Origin of the sequence: Pseudomonas sp. NPDC090755, from assembly GCF_044769005.1 — a bacterium.
GTDB lineage: Bacteria > Pseudomonadota > Gammaproteobacteria > Pseudomonadales > Pseudomonadaceae > Aquipseudomonas.
The window spans coordinates 353,857-372,018 of the sequence record NZ_JBIVXC010000001.1 but is presented as its reverse complement, the minus strand read 5'-3'; the positions used below and the strand labels follow the sequence as shown (position 1 = coordinate 372,018).

14 protein-coding genes are annotated in these 18,162 nt (G+C 64.6%); 9 read left to right on the top strand and 5 right to left on the bottom strand.

Going from position 1 to position 18,162, the window contains the following annotated elements:
• The first annotated feature begins 10 nt into the window (after window positions 1-10).
• The 6 genes from ACIQUS_RS01775 (at window position 11) to ggt (ending at window position 6,266) form a co-directional block, all read left to right on the top strand.
• Window positions 11-1,444: a coniferyl aldehyde dehydrogenase gene (locus ACIQUS_RS01775; protein ID WP_403042099.1), complete on the top strand. Its 1,434-nt coding sequence runs from the start codon at window positions 11-13 to the stop codon at window positions 1,442-1,444.
• 23 nt (window positions 1,445-1,467) lie between these two features.
• Entirely contained in the window at window positions 1,468-2,001 is a 534-nt protein-coding gene (locus ACIQUS_RS01770; protein ID WP_403042096.1) for a twin-arginine translocation pathway signal protein, read from the top strand.
• A 27-nt stretch (window positions 2,002-2,028) separates the two neighbouring features.
• On the top strand, window positions 2,029-3,627 hold the full coding sequence (locus tag ACIQUS_RS01765; RefSeq protein ID WP_403042093.1) for a GMC family oxidoreductase N-terminal domain-containing protein: 1,599 nt from the start codon (window positions 2,029-2,031) through the stop codon (window positions 3,625-3,627).
• 112 nt (window positions 3,628-3,739) lie between these two features.
• Window positions 3,740-4,219: a pantetheine-phosphate adenylyltransferase gene (gene coaD, locus ACIQUS_RS01760; RefSeq protein WP_285861335.1), complete on the top strand. Its 480-nt coding sequence runs from the start codon at window positions 3,740-3,742 to the stop codon at window positions 4,217-4,219.
• 107 nt (window positions 4,220-4,326) lie between these two features.
• Window positions 4,327-4,578 (top strand): YfhL family 4Fe-4S dicluster ferredoxin, encoded by a 252-nt coding sequence (locus tag ACIQUS_RS01755; protein ID WP_285861336.1) that lies wholly within the window; start codon window positions 4,327-4,329, stop codon window positions 4,576-4,578.
• Window positions 4,578-6,266, top strand: coding sequence for a gamma-glutamyltransferase (ggt, locus tag ACIQUS_RS01750; protein WP_403042089.1), 1,689 nt, complete (start codon window positions 4,578-4,580; stop codon window positions 6,264-6,266). Before ACIQUS_RS01755 ends, ggt begins: the two co-directional genes overlap by 1 nt.
• A gap of 6 nt (window positions 6,267-6,272) precedes the next feature.
• Here the strand turns inward: ggt and mutM are convergent, their stop codons facing one another.
• Window positions 6,273-7,085: a bifunctional DNA-formamidopyrimidine glycosylase/DNA-(apurinic or apyrimidinic site) lyase gene (gene mutM / locus ACIQUS_RS01745; RefSeq protein ID WP_403042087.1), complete on the bottom strand. Its 813-nt coding sequence runs from the start codon at window positions 7,083-7,085 to the stop codon at window positions 6,273-6,275.
• A 3-nt stretch (window positions 7,086-7,088) separates the two neighbouring features.
• Window positions 7,089-7,901: an HDOD domain-containing protein gene (locus tag ACIQUS_RS01740; RefSeq protein ID WP_403043021.1), complete on the bottom strand. Its 813-nt coding sequence runs from the start codon at window positions 7,899-7,901 to the stop codon at window positions 7,089-7,091.
• Between the two features lie 203 nt (window positions 7,902-8,104).
• On the opposite strand from ACIQUS_RS01740, the gene ACIQUS_RS01735 reads away from it, so the two are divergent.
• The gene (locus ACIQUS_RS01735) at window positions 8,105-9,301 is read left to right on the top strand and encodes a class I SAM-dependent rRNA methyltransferase (RefSeq protein ID WP_403042084.1); all 1,197 of its coding nucleotides are present in this window, start codon (window positions 8,105-8,107) and stop codon (window positions 9,299-9,301) included.
• Between the two features lie 296 nt (window positions 9,302-9,597).
• Window positions 9,598-11,439 (top strand): dihydroxy-acid dehydratase, encoded by a 1,842-nt coding sequence (gene ilvD, locus ACIQUS_RS01730; protein ID WP_403042081.1) that lies wholly within the window; start codon window positions 9,598-9,600, stop codon window positions 11,437-11,439.
• Between the two features lie 143 nt (window positions 11,440-11,582).
• Here ilvD and ACIQUS_RS01725 read toward each other — a convergent pair whose 3' ends face one another.
• Genes ACIQUS_RS01725 through ACIQUS_RS01715 form a run of 3 tightly spaced genes read right to left on the bottom strand, consistent with a single transcriptional unit; the run spans window position 11,583 to window position 16,776 of the window.
• On the bottom strand, window positions 11,583-14,621 hold the full coding sequence (locus ACIQUS_RS01725; RefSeq protein WP_403042078.1) for an efflux RND transporter permease subunit: 3,039 nt from the start codon (window positions 14,619-14,621) through the stop codon (window positions 11,583-11,585).
• Window positions 14,618-15,688: an efflux RND transporter periplasmic adaptor subunit gene (locus ACIQUS_RS01720; protein ID WP_403042075.1), complete on the bottom strand. Its 1,071-nt coding sequence runs from the start codon at window positions 15,686-15,688 to the stop codon at window positions 14,618-14,620. The genes ACIQUS_RS01725 and ACIQUS_RS01720 overlap by 4 nt, the downstream gene beginning before the upstream one ends.
• Window positions 15,685-16,776: an efflux RND transporter periplasmic adaptor subunit gene (locus ACIQUS_RS01715; RefSeq protein ID WP_403042072.1), complete on the bottom strand. Its 1,092-nt coding sequence runs from the start codon at window positions 16,774-16,776 to the stop codon at window positions 15,685-15,687. The genes ACIQUS_RS01720 and ACIQUS_RS01715 overlap by 4 nt, the downstream gene beginning before the upstream one ends.
• Window positions 16,777-16,924: 148 nt before the next feature.
• Between ACIQUS_RS01715 and ACIQUS_RS01710 the strand changes: the two genes are divergently transcribed.
• On the top strand, window positions 16,925-18,121 hold the full coding sequence (locus ACIQUS_RS01710) for an AAA family ATPase (protein ID WP_403042070.1): 1,197 nt from the start codon (window positions 16,925-16,927) through the stop codon (window positions 18,119-18,121).
• Window positions 18,122-18,162: the final 41 nt, after the last annotated feature.

Below are 18,162 nucleotides of genomic sequence, written 5' to 3'. Positions count from 1 at the left end.
GGAGTTTCGCATGTCCGCCGATGCTGCTCGTCTTTTGCCGCCCACCGCCCTCGATGACCTGACCGGGCAGTTCAATGCCCAGCGCCAGGCCTTTGCCGGCAATCCCATGCCACCGGCCGCACAGCGCCTGCAATGGCTCAAAAACCTGCGCCAGCTGCTGGTCACGCAACAGGATGCCCTGATCGCAGCCATCGGCGAAGACTTCAGCGGCCGCAGCGCCGACGAAACCCGCCTGGCCGAACTGATGCCCAGCGTGCAGGGCCTGCAGCATGCCGAACGCCACCTTAAAAAGTGGATGAAAGCCTCGCCACGCAAGGTCGGCCTGGCGTTCCAGCCGGCCAGTGCCAAGGTGCTCTACCAGCCCCTGGGCGTGGTCGGGGTCATCGTGCCGTGGAACTACCCGCTGTTCCTCGCCATCGGCCCATTGACCTGCGCCCTGGCCGCCGGCAACCGGGTCATGCTCAAGCTCAGTGAGGCGACGCCGGCCACCGGCCTGCTGCTCAAGCGACTGCTGGCCTCGGTGTTTCCCGAAGACCTGGTCAGCGTGGCGCTCGGCGAGGCCGACGTCGGTGAAGCCTTCTCGCGCCTGCCGTTCGATCACCTGCTGTTCACCGGCGCCACCAGCATCGGCCGGCATGTGATGCTGGCCGCGGCACAGAACCTCACACCCGTGACCTTGGAGTTGGGCGGCAAATCGCCGGCCATCGTCTCGACCAGCGTGCCCCTGGCCGACGCCGCCGAACGCATCGCCTTCGGCAAGACCCTCAATGCCGGGCAGACCTGCGTGGCGCCCGACTATGTGCTGGTGCCACGTGAGCGCCTGGACGACTTCGCCGCCGCCTACCAAAGCGCGGTGCATCGCTTCTACCCGACCCTGGCGGACAACCCGGACTACAGCGCGATCATCAATCCGCGCCACCTGGCGCGCCTGGAAGGTTACCTGGCCGATGCCCGCGACAAAGGCGCCAGGATCATCGACCTGTACCCGCAGGAAGCACGTCAGGGCCGCCGCCTGCCGCCTCACCTGCTGTTGCAGGTCAACGACCAGATGCGCGTGATGCAGGACGAAATCTTCGGCCCGCTGTTGCCGCTGGTGCCCTATGACCGTCTCGATGAAGCGCTTGCCTACATCAACCAGCGCCCACGGCCCCTGGCGCTCTATTACTTCGGCTACGACCGCGCCGAGCAGCACAAGGTGCTGGAGCAAACCCACTCCGGCGGCGTCTGCCTCAACGACACCTTGCTGCATGTGGCCCAGGATGACCTGCCATTCGGCGGTGTCGGCCCTTCGGGCATGGGCCACTACCACGGCCACGAAGGTTTCCTGACCTTCAGCAAGGCCAAGGCGGTGTTCGCCAAGCAGCGCTTCAACGCTGCCCGGCTGATCTACCCACCCTACGGCAAGTCGCTGCTCAAGCTGGTGTACAAACTGTTCATTCGCTAGTCCCACAACCAGGCAAAACAACAATGACCACAAGCCTGCCAGCAACACCCGCCCTGAGCCGCCGCGGGCTGCTCAAGTTCAGCCTCGGCGCCAGCGCCTTCCTGGCCACCGCCGGGTTGGGCGCCAGCCTCAGCGGCTGTTCGGCGCAGTCGCCTGCCCATGGTTTCCTGACCCTGCGCGAGGGGGATCTGCCGATCCTCCATGCCCTGATTCCGGTGATCCTCGCCGGCACCGCCGCCGCTGACAGCCGTGAAGCGCTGCTGCAGCGGCTGGACAACAAGCTCGCCAGCCTGTCGCCAGCCATGCTCAAGCTGACCCGACAGCTGTTCGATGTGCTGGCCCTGCCGGTAACCCGTGGCCCCTTGACCGGTATCTGGGGCAGCTGGGAGGGCGCCAGCAGTGAGCAGATCCAGGCCTTTCTACGGCGCTGGGAAAGCAGTTCGCTGAATCTGCTGCGCATGGGCCATGCCTCATTGCTGCAACTGCTGCAGATGGCCTGGTACGAGATGCCCGAATCCTGGGCCCAGTGCGGCTACCCCGGCCCTCCCAAAGTCTGACCCCTGCATAAATACAAGAGGCTGAAGATGCCCGTACCCGACCTGTTTCGCGAAGGCCTTGCCCGCGGCTGGAAAGCCCGCGATGCCTCGCGCCTGGACCAGGACCTGACCCTGGAAACCGATATCGCCATCATCGGCAGCGGCGCCGGCGGCGCCACCAGTGCCGAACTGCTCAGCGCCGCCGGCTTCAAGGTGCTGCTCATCGAAGAAGGCCCACTCAAGACCAGCAGCGACTTCCACCTGCTCGAAGACGAGGCCTACGCCAGCCTGTACCAGGAAGGCATCGGCCGCATGAGCAAGGATGGCGCCATCACCATCCTCCAGGGCCGCGCGGTGGGCGGCACCACCCTGATCAACTGGACCTCGAGCTTTCGCACTCCCGAGCCGACCCTGCAACACTGGGCCAGCGAGCACGGGGTCAAGGGCCTGAGCAGCGCCGAACTGGCGCCCTGGTTCGAGCGCATGGAACAGCGCCTGGGCATCGCGCCCTGGATCATGCCGCCCAACGCCAACAACGAAGCACTCAAGCGCGGCTGCGAAGCCCTCGGCTACAGCTGGAAGGTCATTCCGCGCAACGTGCGCGGCTGCTGGAACCTGGGGTACTGCGGCATGGGTTGCCCGGTCAACGCCAAGCAGTCGATGCTGGTGACCACCATTCCCGCCACCTTGGAAAAAGGCGGCGAGTTACTCTATCTGGCCCGTGCCGAGCGGCTGGTCCACGACGGCGAGCGCATCAGCAGCCTGCAATGCCAGGCCATGGATGCCCGCTGCGTGAACCCCACCGGACGCACCATCCAGGTCAAGGCGCGGCATTACGTGCTCGCCGGCGGCGGCATCAACAGCCCCGCCCTGCTGCTGCGCTCCGACGCCCCGGACCCCCATGAACGCCTGGGCAAGCGGACCTTTCTGCACCTGGTGAACTTCAGCGCCGGCCTGTTCAAGGACAAGGTCAACCCGTTCTACGGCGCCCCGCAGTCGATCTACTCCGACCATTTCCAGTGGCGCGACGGCGTCACCGGGCCGATCGGCTACAAACTCGAAGTGCCGCCGCTGCAACCTGCACTGGCCAGCACCCTGCTCGGAGGTTTCGGTCGCGACAATGCCCTGCGCATGGAGCAACTGCCACAGACCCACATGATGCTCGCCCTGTTGCGTGACGGTTTTCACCCGCAGAGCACCGGCGGCCAGGTCCAACTGCGCGGCGACGGCTCGCCGGTGCTCGATTACCCGGTCTCGGCCTATGCCTGGGACGGCGTGCGCCGCGCCTTCCACAGCATGGCCGAGATCCAGTTCGCCGCCGGCGCCGAAGCAGTGTTGCCGCTGCACAGCGACGGCCGTTACGTTAAGTCCCTGGGCGAAGCGCGGCAGATGATCGACGGCCTGAGCCTGGAGCTATTCCGCACCCGCCTGGGCAGCGCCCATGTCATGGGCGGCTGCGCCATGGGCGAAGACCCGCGCCAGGCGGTCTGCGACAGCCTGGGACGCCATCATCAATTGGAGAACCTGTCGATCCACGACGGCTCATTGTTTCCCACCAGCATCGGTGCCAACCCGCAGTTATCGGTGTACGGCCTTACGGCAAGGCTCACCGATGGCCTGATCGAGCGGCTGGTTTCCGGTAGATGACAACAATTGGGCTCACTGTCTATAGTGCCTTCAGCATGCGCGGGCGACTTGGCCGACCGCCACTGCTGCGATACCATCCGACTCCCCAACGCACTCCTGCCAGGACGACGCGATGAACCGAGTGTTGTACCCAGGTACTTTCGACCCTATTACCAAGGGCCATGGCGATCTGGTCGAGCGTGCCTCGCGGCTGTTCGACCAGGTGATCATTGCGGTTGCCGCCAGCCCGAAGAAAAACCCGCTGTTCCCGCTGGAGCAACGGGTGGAACTGGCTCGCGAGGTCACCAAGCACCTGCCCAATGTCGAGGTCATCGGCTTTTCCTCGTTGCTGGCGCACTTCGCCAAGGAACAACAGGCCAATGTATTCCTGCGCGGCCTGCGGGCGGTCTCCGACTTCGAGTACGAATTCCAGCTGGCGAACATGAACCGTCAGCTCGCGCCCGACGTCGAAAGCCTGTTCCTGACGCCTTCGGAGCGCTATTCGTTCATTTCCTCGACCCTGGTCCGGGAAATCGCGGCACTGGGTGGCGACATCACCAAGTTCGTCCATCCGGTGGTGGCCGACGCCCTGACCGAACGCTTCAAGAAGTGACATCGACGATTTGACGACCGCGCCCGCGTGCACTGCGGGCGCTAATGCGGCACAATTATGCCCATTGGTTTTCAAATGCCAGGGTCATGCCCCTGGCCGGAGTCCCCATGTCCCTGATCATCACCGACGATTGCATCAACTGCGACGTCTGCGAACCCGAGTGCCCGAACGCTGCCATCTCCCAGGGCGAAGAGATCTACGTGATCGACCCGAACCTGTGCACCCAGTGCGTCGGCCACTATGACGAGCCTCAATGCCAGCAGGTCTGCCCGGTCGACTGCATCCCCCTGGATGAAGCGCACCCCGAGACCCACGACGAGTTGATGGAAAAATACCGCCGTATCACCGGCAAGGCTTGATGCGACCTGGCGCCCGCCTGACCCCGCTGCTGCTTGGCGCGCTGCTCGCGTCAGGGGCTGCCTGTGCCCAGGCACAGGGCCCGGGCCAGGCGGCGATCGCCAGCCCGCACGCCCAGGCCACCGCCGCGGCTCGCGAAATCCTCGAACAAGGCGGCAACGCCTTCGACGCGGCCATTGCCGTCAGCGCCGCACTGGCAGTGGTCGAGCCCTATGGCTCGGGCCTGGGGGGCGGAGGTTTCTTCCTGCTGCGTGAAGCGGGCGATTCGCCGCGCTATGCCTTCCTCGACGCCCGCGAGCGAGCGCCCGGCAAGGCCAGCGAAACCATGTACCTCAAGGACGGCAAGGTCCAGCCGGGCCTGTCGATCAACGGTCCCCTCGCGGCGGCGATCCCCGGATTGCCGGCGGCACTGGCCGAGCTCGCGGCGCACTACGGCAAGCTGCCGTTCAGAAGCACCCTGGCCCCGGCCATTCGCCTGGCCAACCAGGGGTTTGCCGTCGACCGCATCTACCGCGACCGGGCACACATGCGCCTGAGCGCCCTGCGCGACGATCCGGAAAGCGCCCGCCTGTTCCTGCGCAACAACGACGTGCCGGCCCTTGGCGCGACGATTCGCCAGCCGGAGCTGGCCGTGACCCTCGAACGCCTGGCCAACCAGGGTCGTGACGGTTTCTACGGCGGCCCGACCGCACAGGCCATGGTCAATGGTGTCCAGGCCGCAGGCGGCCTCTGGAGCCTGGACGACCTCGCCAACTACCGTACCGCCAGGCGCGAGCCACTGCGCTATCAACTGGCCGACCAGCGCGAGCTGATCAGCGCCCCACCGCCCTCGGCCGGTGGCGTGGCCCTGGCCCAGAGCCTGGCCATGCTCCAGCGCCTGCCCTGGCAGAACGCAGAGCCGGTGCAGCGCAGCCACTATGTGCTGGAAGTCCTGCGCCGGGCCTACCGCGACCGTGGCCTGCTGGGCGACCCGGACTACGTGGCCAATCCGGTGGCGCAGCTGCTGGCGCGCCCGTACCTGAACAGCCTGACCGCCAGCATCGACGTCCACCAGGCCACCCCGAGCAGCAGCCTGCCGCCTGCTCCGGCCTGGCGCGAAGGTGACCACACCACCCACTTTGCCGTGATCGATGCCCAGGGCAACGCCGTAGCCGCGACGCTGTCGGTCAACTTGCCGTTCGGCGCGGCCTTCAGCGCGCCGGGCACTGGCGTGGTGCTCAACAATGAAATGGATGACTTTGCCGCCGATCCCCGTGGCAGCAACAGCTACGGCCTGGCCGGTAGCCAGGCCAATGCCGTGGCCGCCGGCAAGCGCCCCTTGTCGAGCATGAGCCCGAGCTTTATCGAGAGCCCCACCCAGTTCGCTGCCTTCGGTACACCGGGCGGCAGCCGCATCCCGAGCATGGTGCTGTTGTCGATGATGGGCTTTCTGGAAGGCAAGCCGGTTGCCAACTGGCCCGCCGTGCCGCGTTACCACCACCAGTACCTGCCGGACGTGGTCGAGCATGAGCCCGGCGCCTTCAGCCCGGCGCAACAACGCCAATTGCAGGCGCGCGGCTATCAGCTCAAGGACCTGGGGCGGACCTACGGCAACCAGCAAGTGCTGTACTGGAACAAGTCGGCCAACTCCCTGGAGGCCGCCAGCGACCCGCGTGGCGTCGGTGAGTCCACCGTGCTCAGCCCACGCTGAGCACCCTCATTTCTGGCATCGCGGACAGTAGACGCTGGCGCGCTGGCCCAGCTTGACCTCACGCAGGATGCTGCCGCAGACCTTGCAGGGTTCTTCTCCCCGCCCGTACACGAACAACTCCTGCTGGAAGTAACCCGGCTGGCCATCGCCGCCGATAAAGTCACGCAGGGTGGTGCCGCCGCGCTCGATGGCGCAGGCCAGGATGCGTTTGATCTCGATCGCCAGCTTCAGGTAACGCGCCCGGGAAATGCCCCCGGCTTCGCGGCGCGGATCGATACCGGCGGCGAACAACGCTTCGGTCGCATAGATGTTGCCGACCCCGACCACTACCGCGTTGTCCATGATGAACGGCTTGACGGCCATGGACTTGCCCCGTGACAGCTGGAACAGGCGCTCACCATCGAACAGGTCGGTCAGCGGCTCCGGGCCGAGCTTGATCAGCAACTCGTGGTTGAGCGGGTCCAGGCTCCAGAGCATCGCGCCAAAGCGACGCGGATCGGTGTAGCGCAGCGCCAGGCCCGACTCCAGTTCGATGTCCACATGTTCGTGCTTGGCCGCCGGCAGACCGATCTCGACCAGGCGCAGGTTGCCGGACATGCCCAGATGACTGATCAGGGTGCCGACCTCGGCGTTGAGCAGCAGGTACTTGGCCCGCCGCTCGACCGAGACGAAACGCTGGCCGGAGAGGCGAATGTCCAGGTCTTCGGGAATCGGCCAGCGCAGGCGCCGGTCACGGACGATCACCCGGCTGACCCGCTGGCCTTCCAGGTAAGGCGCAATACCGCGCCGGGTGGTTTCTACTTCGGGGAGTTCCGGCATGGATCAGTGACCGCCCAGCTCGCGAATGGTCTGTTTGAGGTTCTCGAAGTCGTACTCGGAAAGCCCGACATAGTCGAGCACCAGGTGCCCGACGGTATTCCACTCGTGGTCCACGCCCTGGTTACCCAGCACCCGGTAGGAGGCGCAGATGTGCTCGGCCATCTTCAGGATCGCCAGCAGGTTCTTCAGTGGGCTGTTGCGCGCCGAATCATCGCTGAACACCGCCAGGGCGTTGTGGTGGTTGGCGATGGCGCTGCTCAGGTGCTCCGGCAGGCGCCAGGACTTGGCGGTGTAGTAGCCGACCACCGCGTGGTTGGTATTGAACACCTGGTTCTCGGTGTCCACCACCCGCTGGTTGGCTCCGGCACTGGCATAGGCATCCTCGAGCACGCTCATGTAGTCGGGAAAGCGCTTGAGCATCAGGGGTACGCCGCAATCGTGGAACAGTCCCAGGGCATAGGCTTCATCCACCGCCTGGGAGCCGATGCGCTTGGCCAGGGTCAGGCAGGTCATGGCCACGTCCTGGGCGGTGTCCCAGAAACGGTTGAGAGTGACGATGGTGTCGTCGCTCATCTCACCCTTGATCGACTGGGCGTTGATCAGGTTGATGATCGAACGGCTGCCGAGCAGGTTCACCGCGCGCTGGATCGAGGCAATCTTGTTGGTCAGCCCGTAATAGGGCGAGTTGACCAGCTTGAGCAAGGCGCCGGACAGCCCCGGGTCCTGGGAAATCAGCTTGGCGATCACCTCCAGGTCAGGGTCGGGCATATATTGCTCGAACTGCAGGTCAACCATGATCTGCGGCTGCGGCGGCACACTGATGCCTTGCAAGGCTTGCTGGATCTGTTCGGCGGAGAGTTCCTGGGACATAAGTACACACTCGGGACTGAGGGGCGATTCTAACCTCTTGGACTGTTTGGGATCCAACCGCTGAGACCGGAACCGGCTATTTGTCGTCGACCGAGCCGGGCGCCCGGCCGACGCGCTATAATCCCGCTCTTTTTTCCCGGAGCGACGTCATGTCCCTGCCCAGCCTTCGTCTCAAAGCCAATGCCGACCGCCGCCTGCGCGCCGGCCATCTGTGGGTCTACAGCAACGAAATCGACGTCGCCGCGACCCCGCTGCATGGCTTCAAGGCCGGCGACCAGGCGGTGCTGGAAACCGCGGGCGGCAAGGCCCTGGGCATCGTCGCCATGAGCCCGAACAACCTGATCTGCGCCCGCCTGCTGTCGCGCGACAGCAAGCTGGCCCTGGACAAGTCGCTGCTGGTGCACCGCCTGAACGTCGCCCTGTCGCTGCGCGAGCGCCTGTTCGACAAGCCGTTCTACCGCCTGGTGTACGGCGACTCCGACCTGCTGCCGGGCCTGGTGGTCGACCGTTTCGGCGACATCCTGGTGGTCCAGCTGGCCTCGGCGACCATGGAAGCGCACAAGGACGAGGTGATTGCCGCCCTGGTGCAGGTGCTCAAGCCGACTGGCATCCTGTTCAAGAACGACTCGGCCGCCCGTGATGCCGAAGGCCTGGGCCGCTACGTCGAAACCGTATTCGGCCTGGTGCCGGAGTGGGTCGCCCTGGAAGAGAACGGCGTGAAGTTCGAAGCACCGGTGATGGAAGGCCAGAAGACCGGCTGGTTCTACGACCACCGCATGAACCGCGCGCGCCTGGCCCCCTACGTCAAGGGCAAGCGCGTACTGGACCTGTTCAGCTACATCGGCGGCTGGGGCGTGCAGGCCGGTGCCTTCGGCGCCAGCGAAGTGTTCTGTGTCGACGCCTCGGGCTTTGCCCTGGACGGCGTCGAGCGTAACGCCGGTCTCAACGGCATTGCCGAGAAGGTCACCTGCATCGAAGGCGACGTGTTCGAAGCCCTGCGCGAGCTCAAGGCCGCCGAAGAGCGTTTCGACGTGATCGTTGCCGACCCGCCCGCCTTCATCAAGCGCAAGAAAGACCTGAAGAACGGCGAAGGCGCCTACCGTCGCCTGAACGAGCAGGCCATGCGCCTGTTGAGCAAGGACGGCATCCTGGTCAGCGCGTCGTGCTCGATGCACCTGCCCGAAGACGACCTGCAGAACATCCTGCTGACCAGCGCCCGTCACCTGGACCGCAATATCCAGCTGCTCGAACGCGGCGGCCAGGGCCCGGATCATCCGGTACACCCGGCAATCCCGGAGACGCGCTACATCAAGAGCATTATCTGCCGTCTGCTGCCTAACAGCTGAGTGGTACAAAGCAAAAATCCCGGCACATAGGCCGGGATTTTTTTTGCACAGCGTTTCACCGGCGCGGATTAAAGCGGTCAACCATCCACAACGCCATTCCCTCCAGCCCGCAGCGGTGTAGAATCGGGCTATTCATCGCCAGTCATCCCCGGCGGGTTTATGAGCTCTGGCCGAGCGCGCGGCGATCCCGCGGCGTCATCGGCTTCATCCGTACCAGCGGCCACCTGCCTTCGGTGCAAAGGACAAGAGAAGCTCACGTCCCTTTTTGTTACCTGATTAGCCGCCAGGAGTGCTTCATGCCTGATTACCGCTCTAAAACGTCCACCCACGGCCGCAACATGGCCGGCGCTCGTGCCCTGTGGCGTGCCACCGGGATGAAGGACGACGACTTCAAGAAACCGATCATCGCCATCGCCAACTCCTTCACCCAGTTCGTCCCGGGGCATGTGCACCTGAAGGACCTGGGCCAACTGGTCGCCCGCGAGATCGAACGCGCCGGTGGCGTGGCCAAGGAATTCAACACCATCGCGGTCGACGACGGCATCGCCATGGGCCATGACGGCATGCTCTACTCGCTGCCAAGCCGCGAGATCATCGCCGACTCGGTCGAGTACATGGTCAATGCCCACTGTGCCGACGCCATTGTCTGCATCTCCAACTGCGACAAGATCACCCCCGGCATGCTGATGGCTGCCCTGCGCCTGAACATCCCGGTGATCTTCGTTTCCGGCGGCCCGATGGAAGCCGGCAAGACCAAACTGGCCAACCACGGCCTGGACCTGGTCGACGCCATGGTCATCGCCGCCGACTCCAGCGCCTCCGACGAGAAGGTCGCCGAGTACGAGCGCAGCGCCTGCCCGACCTGCGGATCCTGCTCCGGCATGTTCACCGCCAACTCCATGAACTGCCTGACCGAAGCCCTGGGCCTGGCCCTGCCGGGCAACGGTTCGACCCTGGCGACCCACAGCGATCGCGAACAGCTGTTCCTCACCGCCGGTCGTACCATCGTCGAGCTGTGCAAGCGCTACTACGGCGAGAACGACCCGTCGGTACTGCCGCGCAACATCGCCAGCTTCCAGGCGTTCGAGAACGCCATGACCCTGGACATCGCCATGGGCGGTTCGACCAACACCATCCTGCACCTGCTGGCCGCAGCCCAGGAAGCCGAGGTGGACTTCGACCTGCGCGACATCGATCGCCTGTCGCGCAAGGTGCCGCAGCTGTGCAAGGTGGCGCCGAACATCCAGAAGTACCACATGGAAGACGTGCACCGCGCCGGTGGCATCATCAGCATTCTGGGTGAGCTGGCCCGTGGCGGCCTGCTGCACACCAGCCTGCCGACCGTGCACAGCCGCAGCCTGGAAGAAGCCATCGCCAAGTGGGACATCACCCAGACCGATGACGAAGCCGTGCACACCTTCTTCAAGGCAGGTCCGGCCGGCATCCCGACCCAGACCGCATTCAGCCAGTCGACCCGTTGGGAAACCCTGGACGCCGACCGCGAGAACGGCTGCATCCGCAGTGTCGAGCACGCCTACTCGCAAGAAGGCGGCCTGGCCGTGCTCTACGGCAATATCGCCCTGGACGGCTGCGTGGTGAAAACCGCCGGCGTCGACGAGTCGATCCTGGTGTTCGAAGGCAACGCCAAGATCTTCGAAAGCCAGGACAGCGCCGTGCGCGGCATCCTCGCCGACGAAGTGAAGGAAGGTGACATCGTCATCATCCGCTACGAAGGTCCGAAAGGCGGCCCGGGCATGCAGGAAATGCTCTATCCGACCTCTTACCTGAAGTCCAAGGGCCTGGGCAAAGCCTGTGCCCTGCTCACCGACGGTCGCTTCTCCGGCGGCACCTCGGGCCTGTCCATCGGCCACGCTTCGCCAGAAGCCGCCGCGGGTGGCGCCATCGGCCTGGTGCAGGACGGCGACAAGGTGCTGATCGACATCCCCAACCGCTCGATCAACCTCTTGGTCAGCGACGAAGAACTGGCGGCACGCCGTGTGGAACAGGACAAGAAAGGCTGGAAGCCAGTCGAAGCCCGTCCACGCAAGGTGACCACCGCGCTCAAGGCCTATGCCTTGCTGGCGACCAGCGCCGACAAGGGTGCTGTGCGCAACAAGGCGCTGCTCGACGGGCTGTAAGTCGACGCGGCAAACAAAAAACCGGCGCCTGGTGCGCCGGTTTTTTTATGGCTCCGGTGTTGTGGTATTGCCATCGCAGGCTTCGCCAGCTCCCACAGAGGACCTGCAAACCTGTGGGAGCTGGCGAAGCCTGCGATGTGGCCTCATTGTTCCCTGATCTTGTACCAGGCCACGTACAGCGCCGGCAGGAACAACAGGGTCAGCAAGGTGGCAATGATGATGCCGCCGATCATGGCGTAGGCCATCGGCCCCCAGAACACTTCCCGGGCGATCGGAATCATCCCCAGGCTCGCCGCCGCCGCGGTCAGCAGGATCGGTCGGCGACGGTGATTGGTGGCTTCCAGTACCGCCGCCCAGGCGGAGAGTCCCTGCTCCTCGTACTCGTGGATCTGGGTCACCAGGATCACCGAGTTACGGATGATGATACCGATCAACGCCAGGATCCCGAGGATCGCCACGAAGCCCATGGGCGTGCCCGTCGGCACCAGTGCCAGGACCACGCCGATCAACCCCAGGGGTGCCACACTGGCCACCAGGAACAGCTTCTGCACGCTGTGCAACTGGATCATCAGGAAGGTACCCATCAGGAACAGCATCAGCGGTATAACCTTGGCAATCGGACCCTGTGCCTTGCCGCTCGCCTCCACCGTACCACCGGTCTCGACGGTGTACCCCACTGGCAGCTTGCTGATGAAGTCGTTGATTTGCGGTTCGAGCTCACGCACCAGGTCGGTCGGCTGGATCTCACCCCGAACCGCGGCCTTGATGGTAATGGTCGGCTTGCGGTCGCGACGCCAGACCAGCGGCTGCTCCAGTTCGTAGCGTACGGTGGCGAAAGCCAGCAGCGGGATCGAGGTGCCGTTGGGCGTGACGATCTGCAGGTTCTGCAAGGTCTGCGGCGAGCTGCGTTCACTGTCTTCGGCGCGGGCGATGACGTTGATCAGGTAGATGCTGTCGTTCACCTGGGTGATCGGCGTGCCACTGACAATGCTGTTCATCACATTGGCCACGTCCTCGGACGACAGGCCGAGCTGACGTGCCTTGTCCTGGGCGATCTCGACCCGCAGCACCTTGCCCGGCTCGTTCCAGTCGTAAATCATCTGGCCGATGTGGTCATTGCTGTCGAGCAGGGCCGCCAGGGCGATGGCGTGCTTGCGCACCTGGTCGATATCCGGCCCCATCACCCGGTACTGGATCGGCAGCCCCACCGGGGGACCCATTTCCAGCGACTGGACGTTGGTGCCGATACCGACGAAGTCTTCGCGCAGACGCTGTTTCAGGCGCTTGATCAGCACTTCACGTTCCTTGAAGCCTTTACTGACGATCACCAGCTGGGCGTAGTACGGGTTCTGCAGTTGCTGGTCCAGTGGCAGGTAGAAGCGAATTGCGCCCTGGCCGATGTAGCTGCTCCAGCGCTCGATCAGCTCGTCGCCCTTGAGGGTTGCCTCCAGCCGGTCCACCGCCTTGCGGGTTTCCTCGATCGAAGCGTTCTGCGGCAGGTTGAGGTCGACGAGGATCTCCGGGCGGTCCGAGGAGGGGAAGAACTGGTTCTGCACAAAACGCATGCAGAACAACGCCAGCACGAACAGCAAGATGGTGCCGACGATAGTCAGCCAGCGGTTGCGCATGCACCACAACAGGCTGTGCTCGAACGCCTTGCCGACGCGGCCGGGTTCTTCATTGTGCGGTTTGACCTTGCTACTGAGGATGTGCACGCCCAACACCGGCGCGAACATCACCGCCACCACCCAGGACACCAGCAAGGCGGCGGCAATCACCGCGAACAGCGTGTAGGTGTACTCCCCCGCCGAACTGGCATTGAGACCGATCGGCATGAAGCCGGCCACGGTCACCAGGGTACCGGTGAGCATCGGGAAGGCCGTCGAGGTGTAGGCGAAGGTCGCCGCCTGCTCCTTGGTTTCGCCCATTTCCAGGCGCGTCACCATCACCTCCACGGTGATCATCGCATCGTCCACCAACAGCCCCAGGGCAATGATCAAGGCCCCCAGGGAGATCCGCTGCATGGTGATACCGCTGTACTCCATGAAGATGAACACCATGGCCAGTACCAGCGGAATCGAACAGGCCACCACCAGGCCGGCGCGAATGCCTAAGCTGACGAAGCTCACCACCAGCACGATGACCACCGCTTCGAACAGGGCACTGGTGAAGCCGCCGACAGCTTCTTCCACCACCACGGCCTGGTCGGAGACAGTGTGCACGCCGACGCCAACCGGCAGCTCGCTGATCACCCGGTCCATCATCTTGTGCAGGTCGGCACCGAACACCTGGATGTTGCCACCGGCCTTCATGCCGATGCCCAGGCCGATGGCGGGCTGGCCGTTGTATCGGAACTGCGGCGAAGGTGGGTCGACGTAGCCGCGTTCGATGTCGGCAATGTCCGCCAGGCGGAAGAAGCGGTCATTGATGCGCAGGTTGACCGTCTCCAGGTCTTTCTCCGAGGCGAACTGGCCCGTGGTGCGCACCGACACCCGCTCGGGCCCGGCTTCGATCACCCCGGCCGGGGTGACCGCGTTCTGGCTTTGCAGGGCCTGCAGCACTTGCCGCTGATCGATGCCGAACGAGGCCAGCTTGCGTGTGGAGAAGTTCAGGTACAGCACCTCGTCCTGGGTGCCGATCATTTCGACCTTGCCAAGGCCCGGCACTTCGCGGATCTCGGCTCGCACCTGCTCGACGTAGTCGCGCAGTTGCCGCATGGTCAGGCCGTCGGCGGTAAAGGCGTAGATCGAGCCGTAGACGTCGCCGAACTCATCGTTGAACCCCGGCCCCTGGATGCCCTGGGGAAACTGGCCACGAATGTCCGAGATCTTCTTGCGCACCTGGTACCAGATTTCCGGAATGTCCTTGGCCGGGGTGGTATCGAGCAGGTTGACGTAGACAGTCGACTCACCCGGCCGGGTGTAACTTTTCACGTAGTCGAGCGAGTCCAGTTCCTCGAGCTTCTTTTCGATACGGTCGGTGACCTGGTTGAGGGTTTCATCCTGGGTCGCGCCCGGCCAGCGGGTCTGGATGACCATGGTCTTGATGGTGAACGAAGGGTCTTCCTCGCGTCCCAGGTTCATGTAGGAGAACACGCCCATCAGCAAGCCGACGAACATCAGGTACCAGACAAAGGATTGGTGCTTCAGCGCCCACTCCGACAGGTTGAAGCTTCCTTTCATTGTGGGTCTTCCTCATTGACGATGACCTTCTGGCCCGGTTTCAGGCTGTTCACACCTGCGGTTACTACGCGCTCCCCCGCCTGGACACCTGAGCCCAGCACCACGCTGTCGGAGGTGCGTTCAAGCAGTTTTACCTCGCGGGCGGCAACGGTGTTCTGCTGCGGATCGACCACCCACACCCGGGGCTGACCATCACCTTCGAGCAAGGCTGAAGCCGGCAGCTCGCTGCGGGGCGACACCGTCGAGGTGAGCGTGACGCTGATTGCCGTGCCCAGGTAGAAGGACTCGGGGGTATTGGCCAGCGTCAGGCGCGCACGGCGGGTGCGCGTGGCGGCGTCGGCCTGGGGCTCAAGCTCGCGCAAGGTTGCAGTGGTATTGATCGTCGGATCGAGTTGCGACGCCACAACGAATTTCAAATCAGTGGACAACTGTTCGGCCAGGTAAGTTGGCAGGTCGATCACCGCCTCCTTGATATCAGGGCGGGCCAGGGTGACCACCGGCTGGCCGGCACTGACGGTCTGCCCCGCTTCCGCCTGCCAGTTGGTCACCACCGCAGCGTGATCGGTGTGCAGCTCGCTGTAGCCGAGCTGGTCGCGCGCCTGGCTGACGGCGGCCCTTGCCTGCTCCAGGGCCGCGCTGGTGGTTTTCAGATTGGTCTGGGCGGCATCCAGTTGCGCCTGGGCGCCGACGCCGCGATCGAACAACTGCTGCTGGCGGCGCGCATCGGCCTGGGCATTGATCCACTGCGCCTGGACCTTGGCCAGGTCACCCTGGGCTGCGCGCAGCTGGTTGAGCTGGTCGGCCGGGTCGAGGCTGGCCAATTTATCACCCGATTTCACCTCACTACCGACATCGACCCAGCGCCGGGCAATACGACCGCCCACGCGAAAACCCAGGGTGCTCTCGTAACGCGCCTGGATAGTGCCGGCGAACCGCCCGAGGTTGGCTTGTATCTGCGGCTGGACGATCACCGACAGCACCGGGCGGACCGGCTCCGACTTCGCAGGTTCTTTTCCACAGCCCATCAGCAACAGGGCGCTACATAGCCCAAGGGTGACGGTTTTCATTGGGCAACCCCACTGTCCTTGAGCGGTGCGACTTCCACCTGCATGCCAGGCGTGAGCAACTGCCCCCCCGCCACCACCACGGTTTCCCCGCCTTTGAGGCCTTCAGCAATGACGACTTTGCCGGTGAGGTAGCGACTGACCTGGACCGGCCGCAAGCTGACCTTGTTGCCCTCGCCCACCACCCACACAGCTGGCTCATGCAGGGCCTTGGTCAACGCCGACCAGGGCAGTTCGATACTCGGCTTGCCTCGGGCATGCCCCGTGGCGGAGACCGCCGACCCCAGTTCCATGCCCGCCGGCACCTCACGCAAGGCCACTTTGACCTGCACCGTGCCGCTCTGCGCCGAAACGGTCGGGGTGATTTCACGCACATGGCCCTGAGCCTGGACTTTCGGGTTGTCCACCAGGCTGACGATGATGGTCTCGCTGCTCGGCGGCGCGACCAACAGGGATTCATAGACATTGAATACCGCATCACGCTCGCCATCGTGGGCCAGGGTGAAGATTGGCGCCGTGGCCTGCACCACCTGCCCGACTTCAGCCTGGCGCTCGGTGATGACGCCAGCGGCATCCGCCACCAATGCGGTGTAACTGAGCTGATCGCGGGCATTGGCCAGTTGTGCCTGGGCCGCCTTCAAGGCGCTCTGGCTACTGCGCAGCGCGGCCTGGGCCGAGTCGTATTCACTCTGGCTGGTATAGCCCTTGGGCAGCAGTTTCTGCTGGCGGACAAAGGCGGCGCTGGACTGGGTCACCCGTGCCTGCTCGGCGAACACCTCGGCCTTGGCCGAGTCGACACTGGCCTGCAGGTCCTTGGGGTCGAGCCGGGCCAGGACCTGATTGGCCTTCACGTGATCGCCCACGTCGACACTGCGGGAAATGATCTTGCCGCCCACGCGAAATGATTGATCCGCCTGTACCCGCGCCTGGACATCACCGGTGAGGCTCACGGAGGCAGCAAAGTCACTGGGTTGGACCTGTTGCACGCCCACTCGGCGAAGTTCAAGTTCAGCGGTGTTTTTCTCGCCACAGCCGGTGAGCACGAGCGCCGACCCCAGACTGACGACCAATACCGTACGCAACACCGTCATGCAGGCTCCTTGCATGTGCCAGATCGATATAGAGATGCGAGTGTTAGCGTAGATCAGGGTTTGTGGCGCCGCTTGCGACAAACGCAATTCATTTGCGCTCGGTCAATCGGCGATACTGGAGCGCCACCGCCCGCGCAAGGACGCCGTGATGCTGACCACCCTGGCCGTCGCCAACTACCGCTCGATCAACCACCTGGTGCTGCCCCTGAGCCGCCTCAACGTCATTACCGGGCCCAATGGCAGCGGCAAGTCCAACCTGTACAAGGCCCTGCGTCTGCTGGCCGAAACCGCCCAGGGCGGGGTGATCAACGCACTGGCCGGTGAAGGCGGGCTGGAGTCGACCTTCTGGGCAGGGCCGGAACGCATCAGCCGACGCATGAGCCGCGGCGAGGTCGCGGTCGAGGGTGGCCCGCGCCAGGACGCCAAGCGTCTGCGCCTGGGCTTTGCCGACGAGGATTTCGGCTATGCCATTGGCCTGGGGTTGCCCGCGTCCAGCGGTCACTTCATGCTCCCGGGCAAGTCCACGCCCATTGCCTCGCGCTTCACCCTCGACCCGCAGATCAAACGTGAATGCATCTGGGCAGGCCCGCTCTATCGCCCGGCCAGCCTGCTGGTTGACCGCCAGGGTGGCATGGTCCGCGCCCGCGAAGGCCGGCAATGGGATGTTCTGGCCCAGCACACGCCGGATTTCGACAGCCTCTACGATCAGGTCGGCAACCTGCGCTCCTCCCCGGAGGTGCTGCACCTGCGCGAGCGCATCCGCGGCTGGCGCTTCTACGATCACTTTCGCACCGACCGCGAGGCGCCGGCACGACGCCCCCAACTGGGTACGCGCACACCGGTGCTGCACCACGACGGTCGCGACCTGGCCGCCGCCCTGCAGACCATCATCGAGATCGGCGACGCCCAGGCGTTGTGGAACACCATCAGCGATGCCTTTCCCGGCTCGCACCTGACCATCGACGCCGTGCCCGGTGGCCTGTTCAGCCTGCAGTTTCATCAGGATGGGCTGCTGCGGCCGCTGTCGGCAGCGGAGCTGTCGGACGGCACCTTGCGTTACCTGCTACTGGTCGCGGCGCTGCTGAGCCCCAGGGCGCCGACCATGATGGTGCTCAACGAACCGGAGACCAGCCTGCATCCGGACCTGCTGCCGGCACTGGCACGCCTGATCATCCGTGCCACGGAGCATTGTCAGGTGTGGGTGGTGTCGCACGCACGGCGGCTGGTGGCCGCGCTGGAGCAGGATGCGACCTGCAATTCGATCGTGCTGGAGAAACAGCTGGGACAGACCCGGGTGGCGGGCCAGGGGATGCTGGATGGGCCGGCCTGGCATTGGCCGGAGTGATCGCCCGGTGGGAGTGTCTTGGGTGGGAGCGGGCTTGCCCC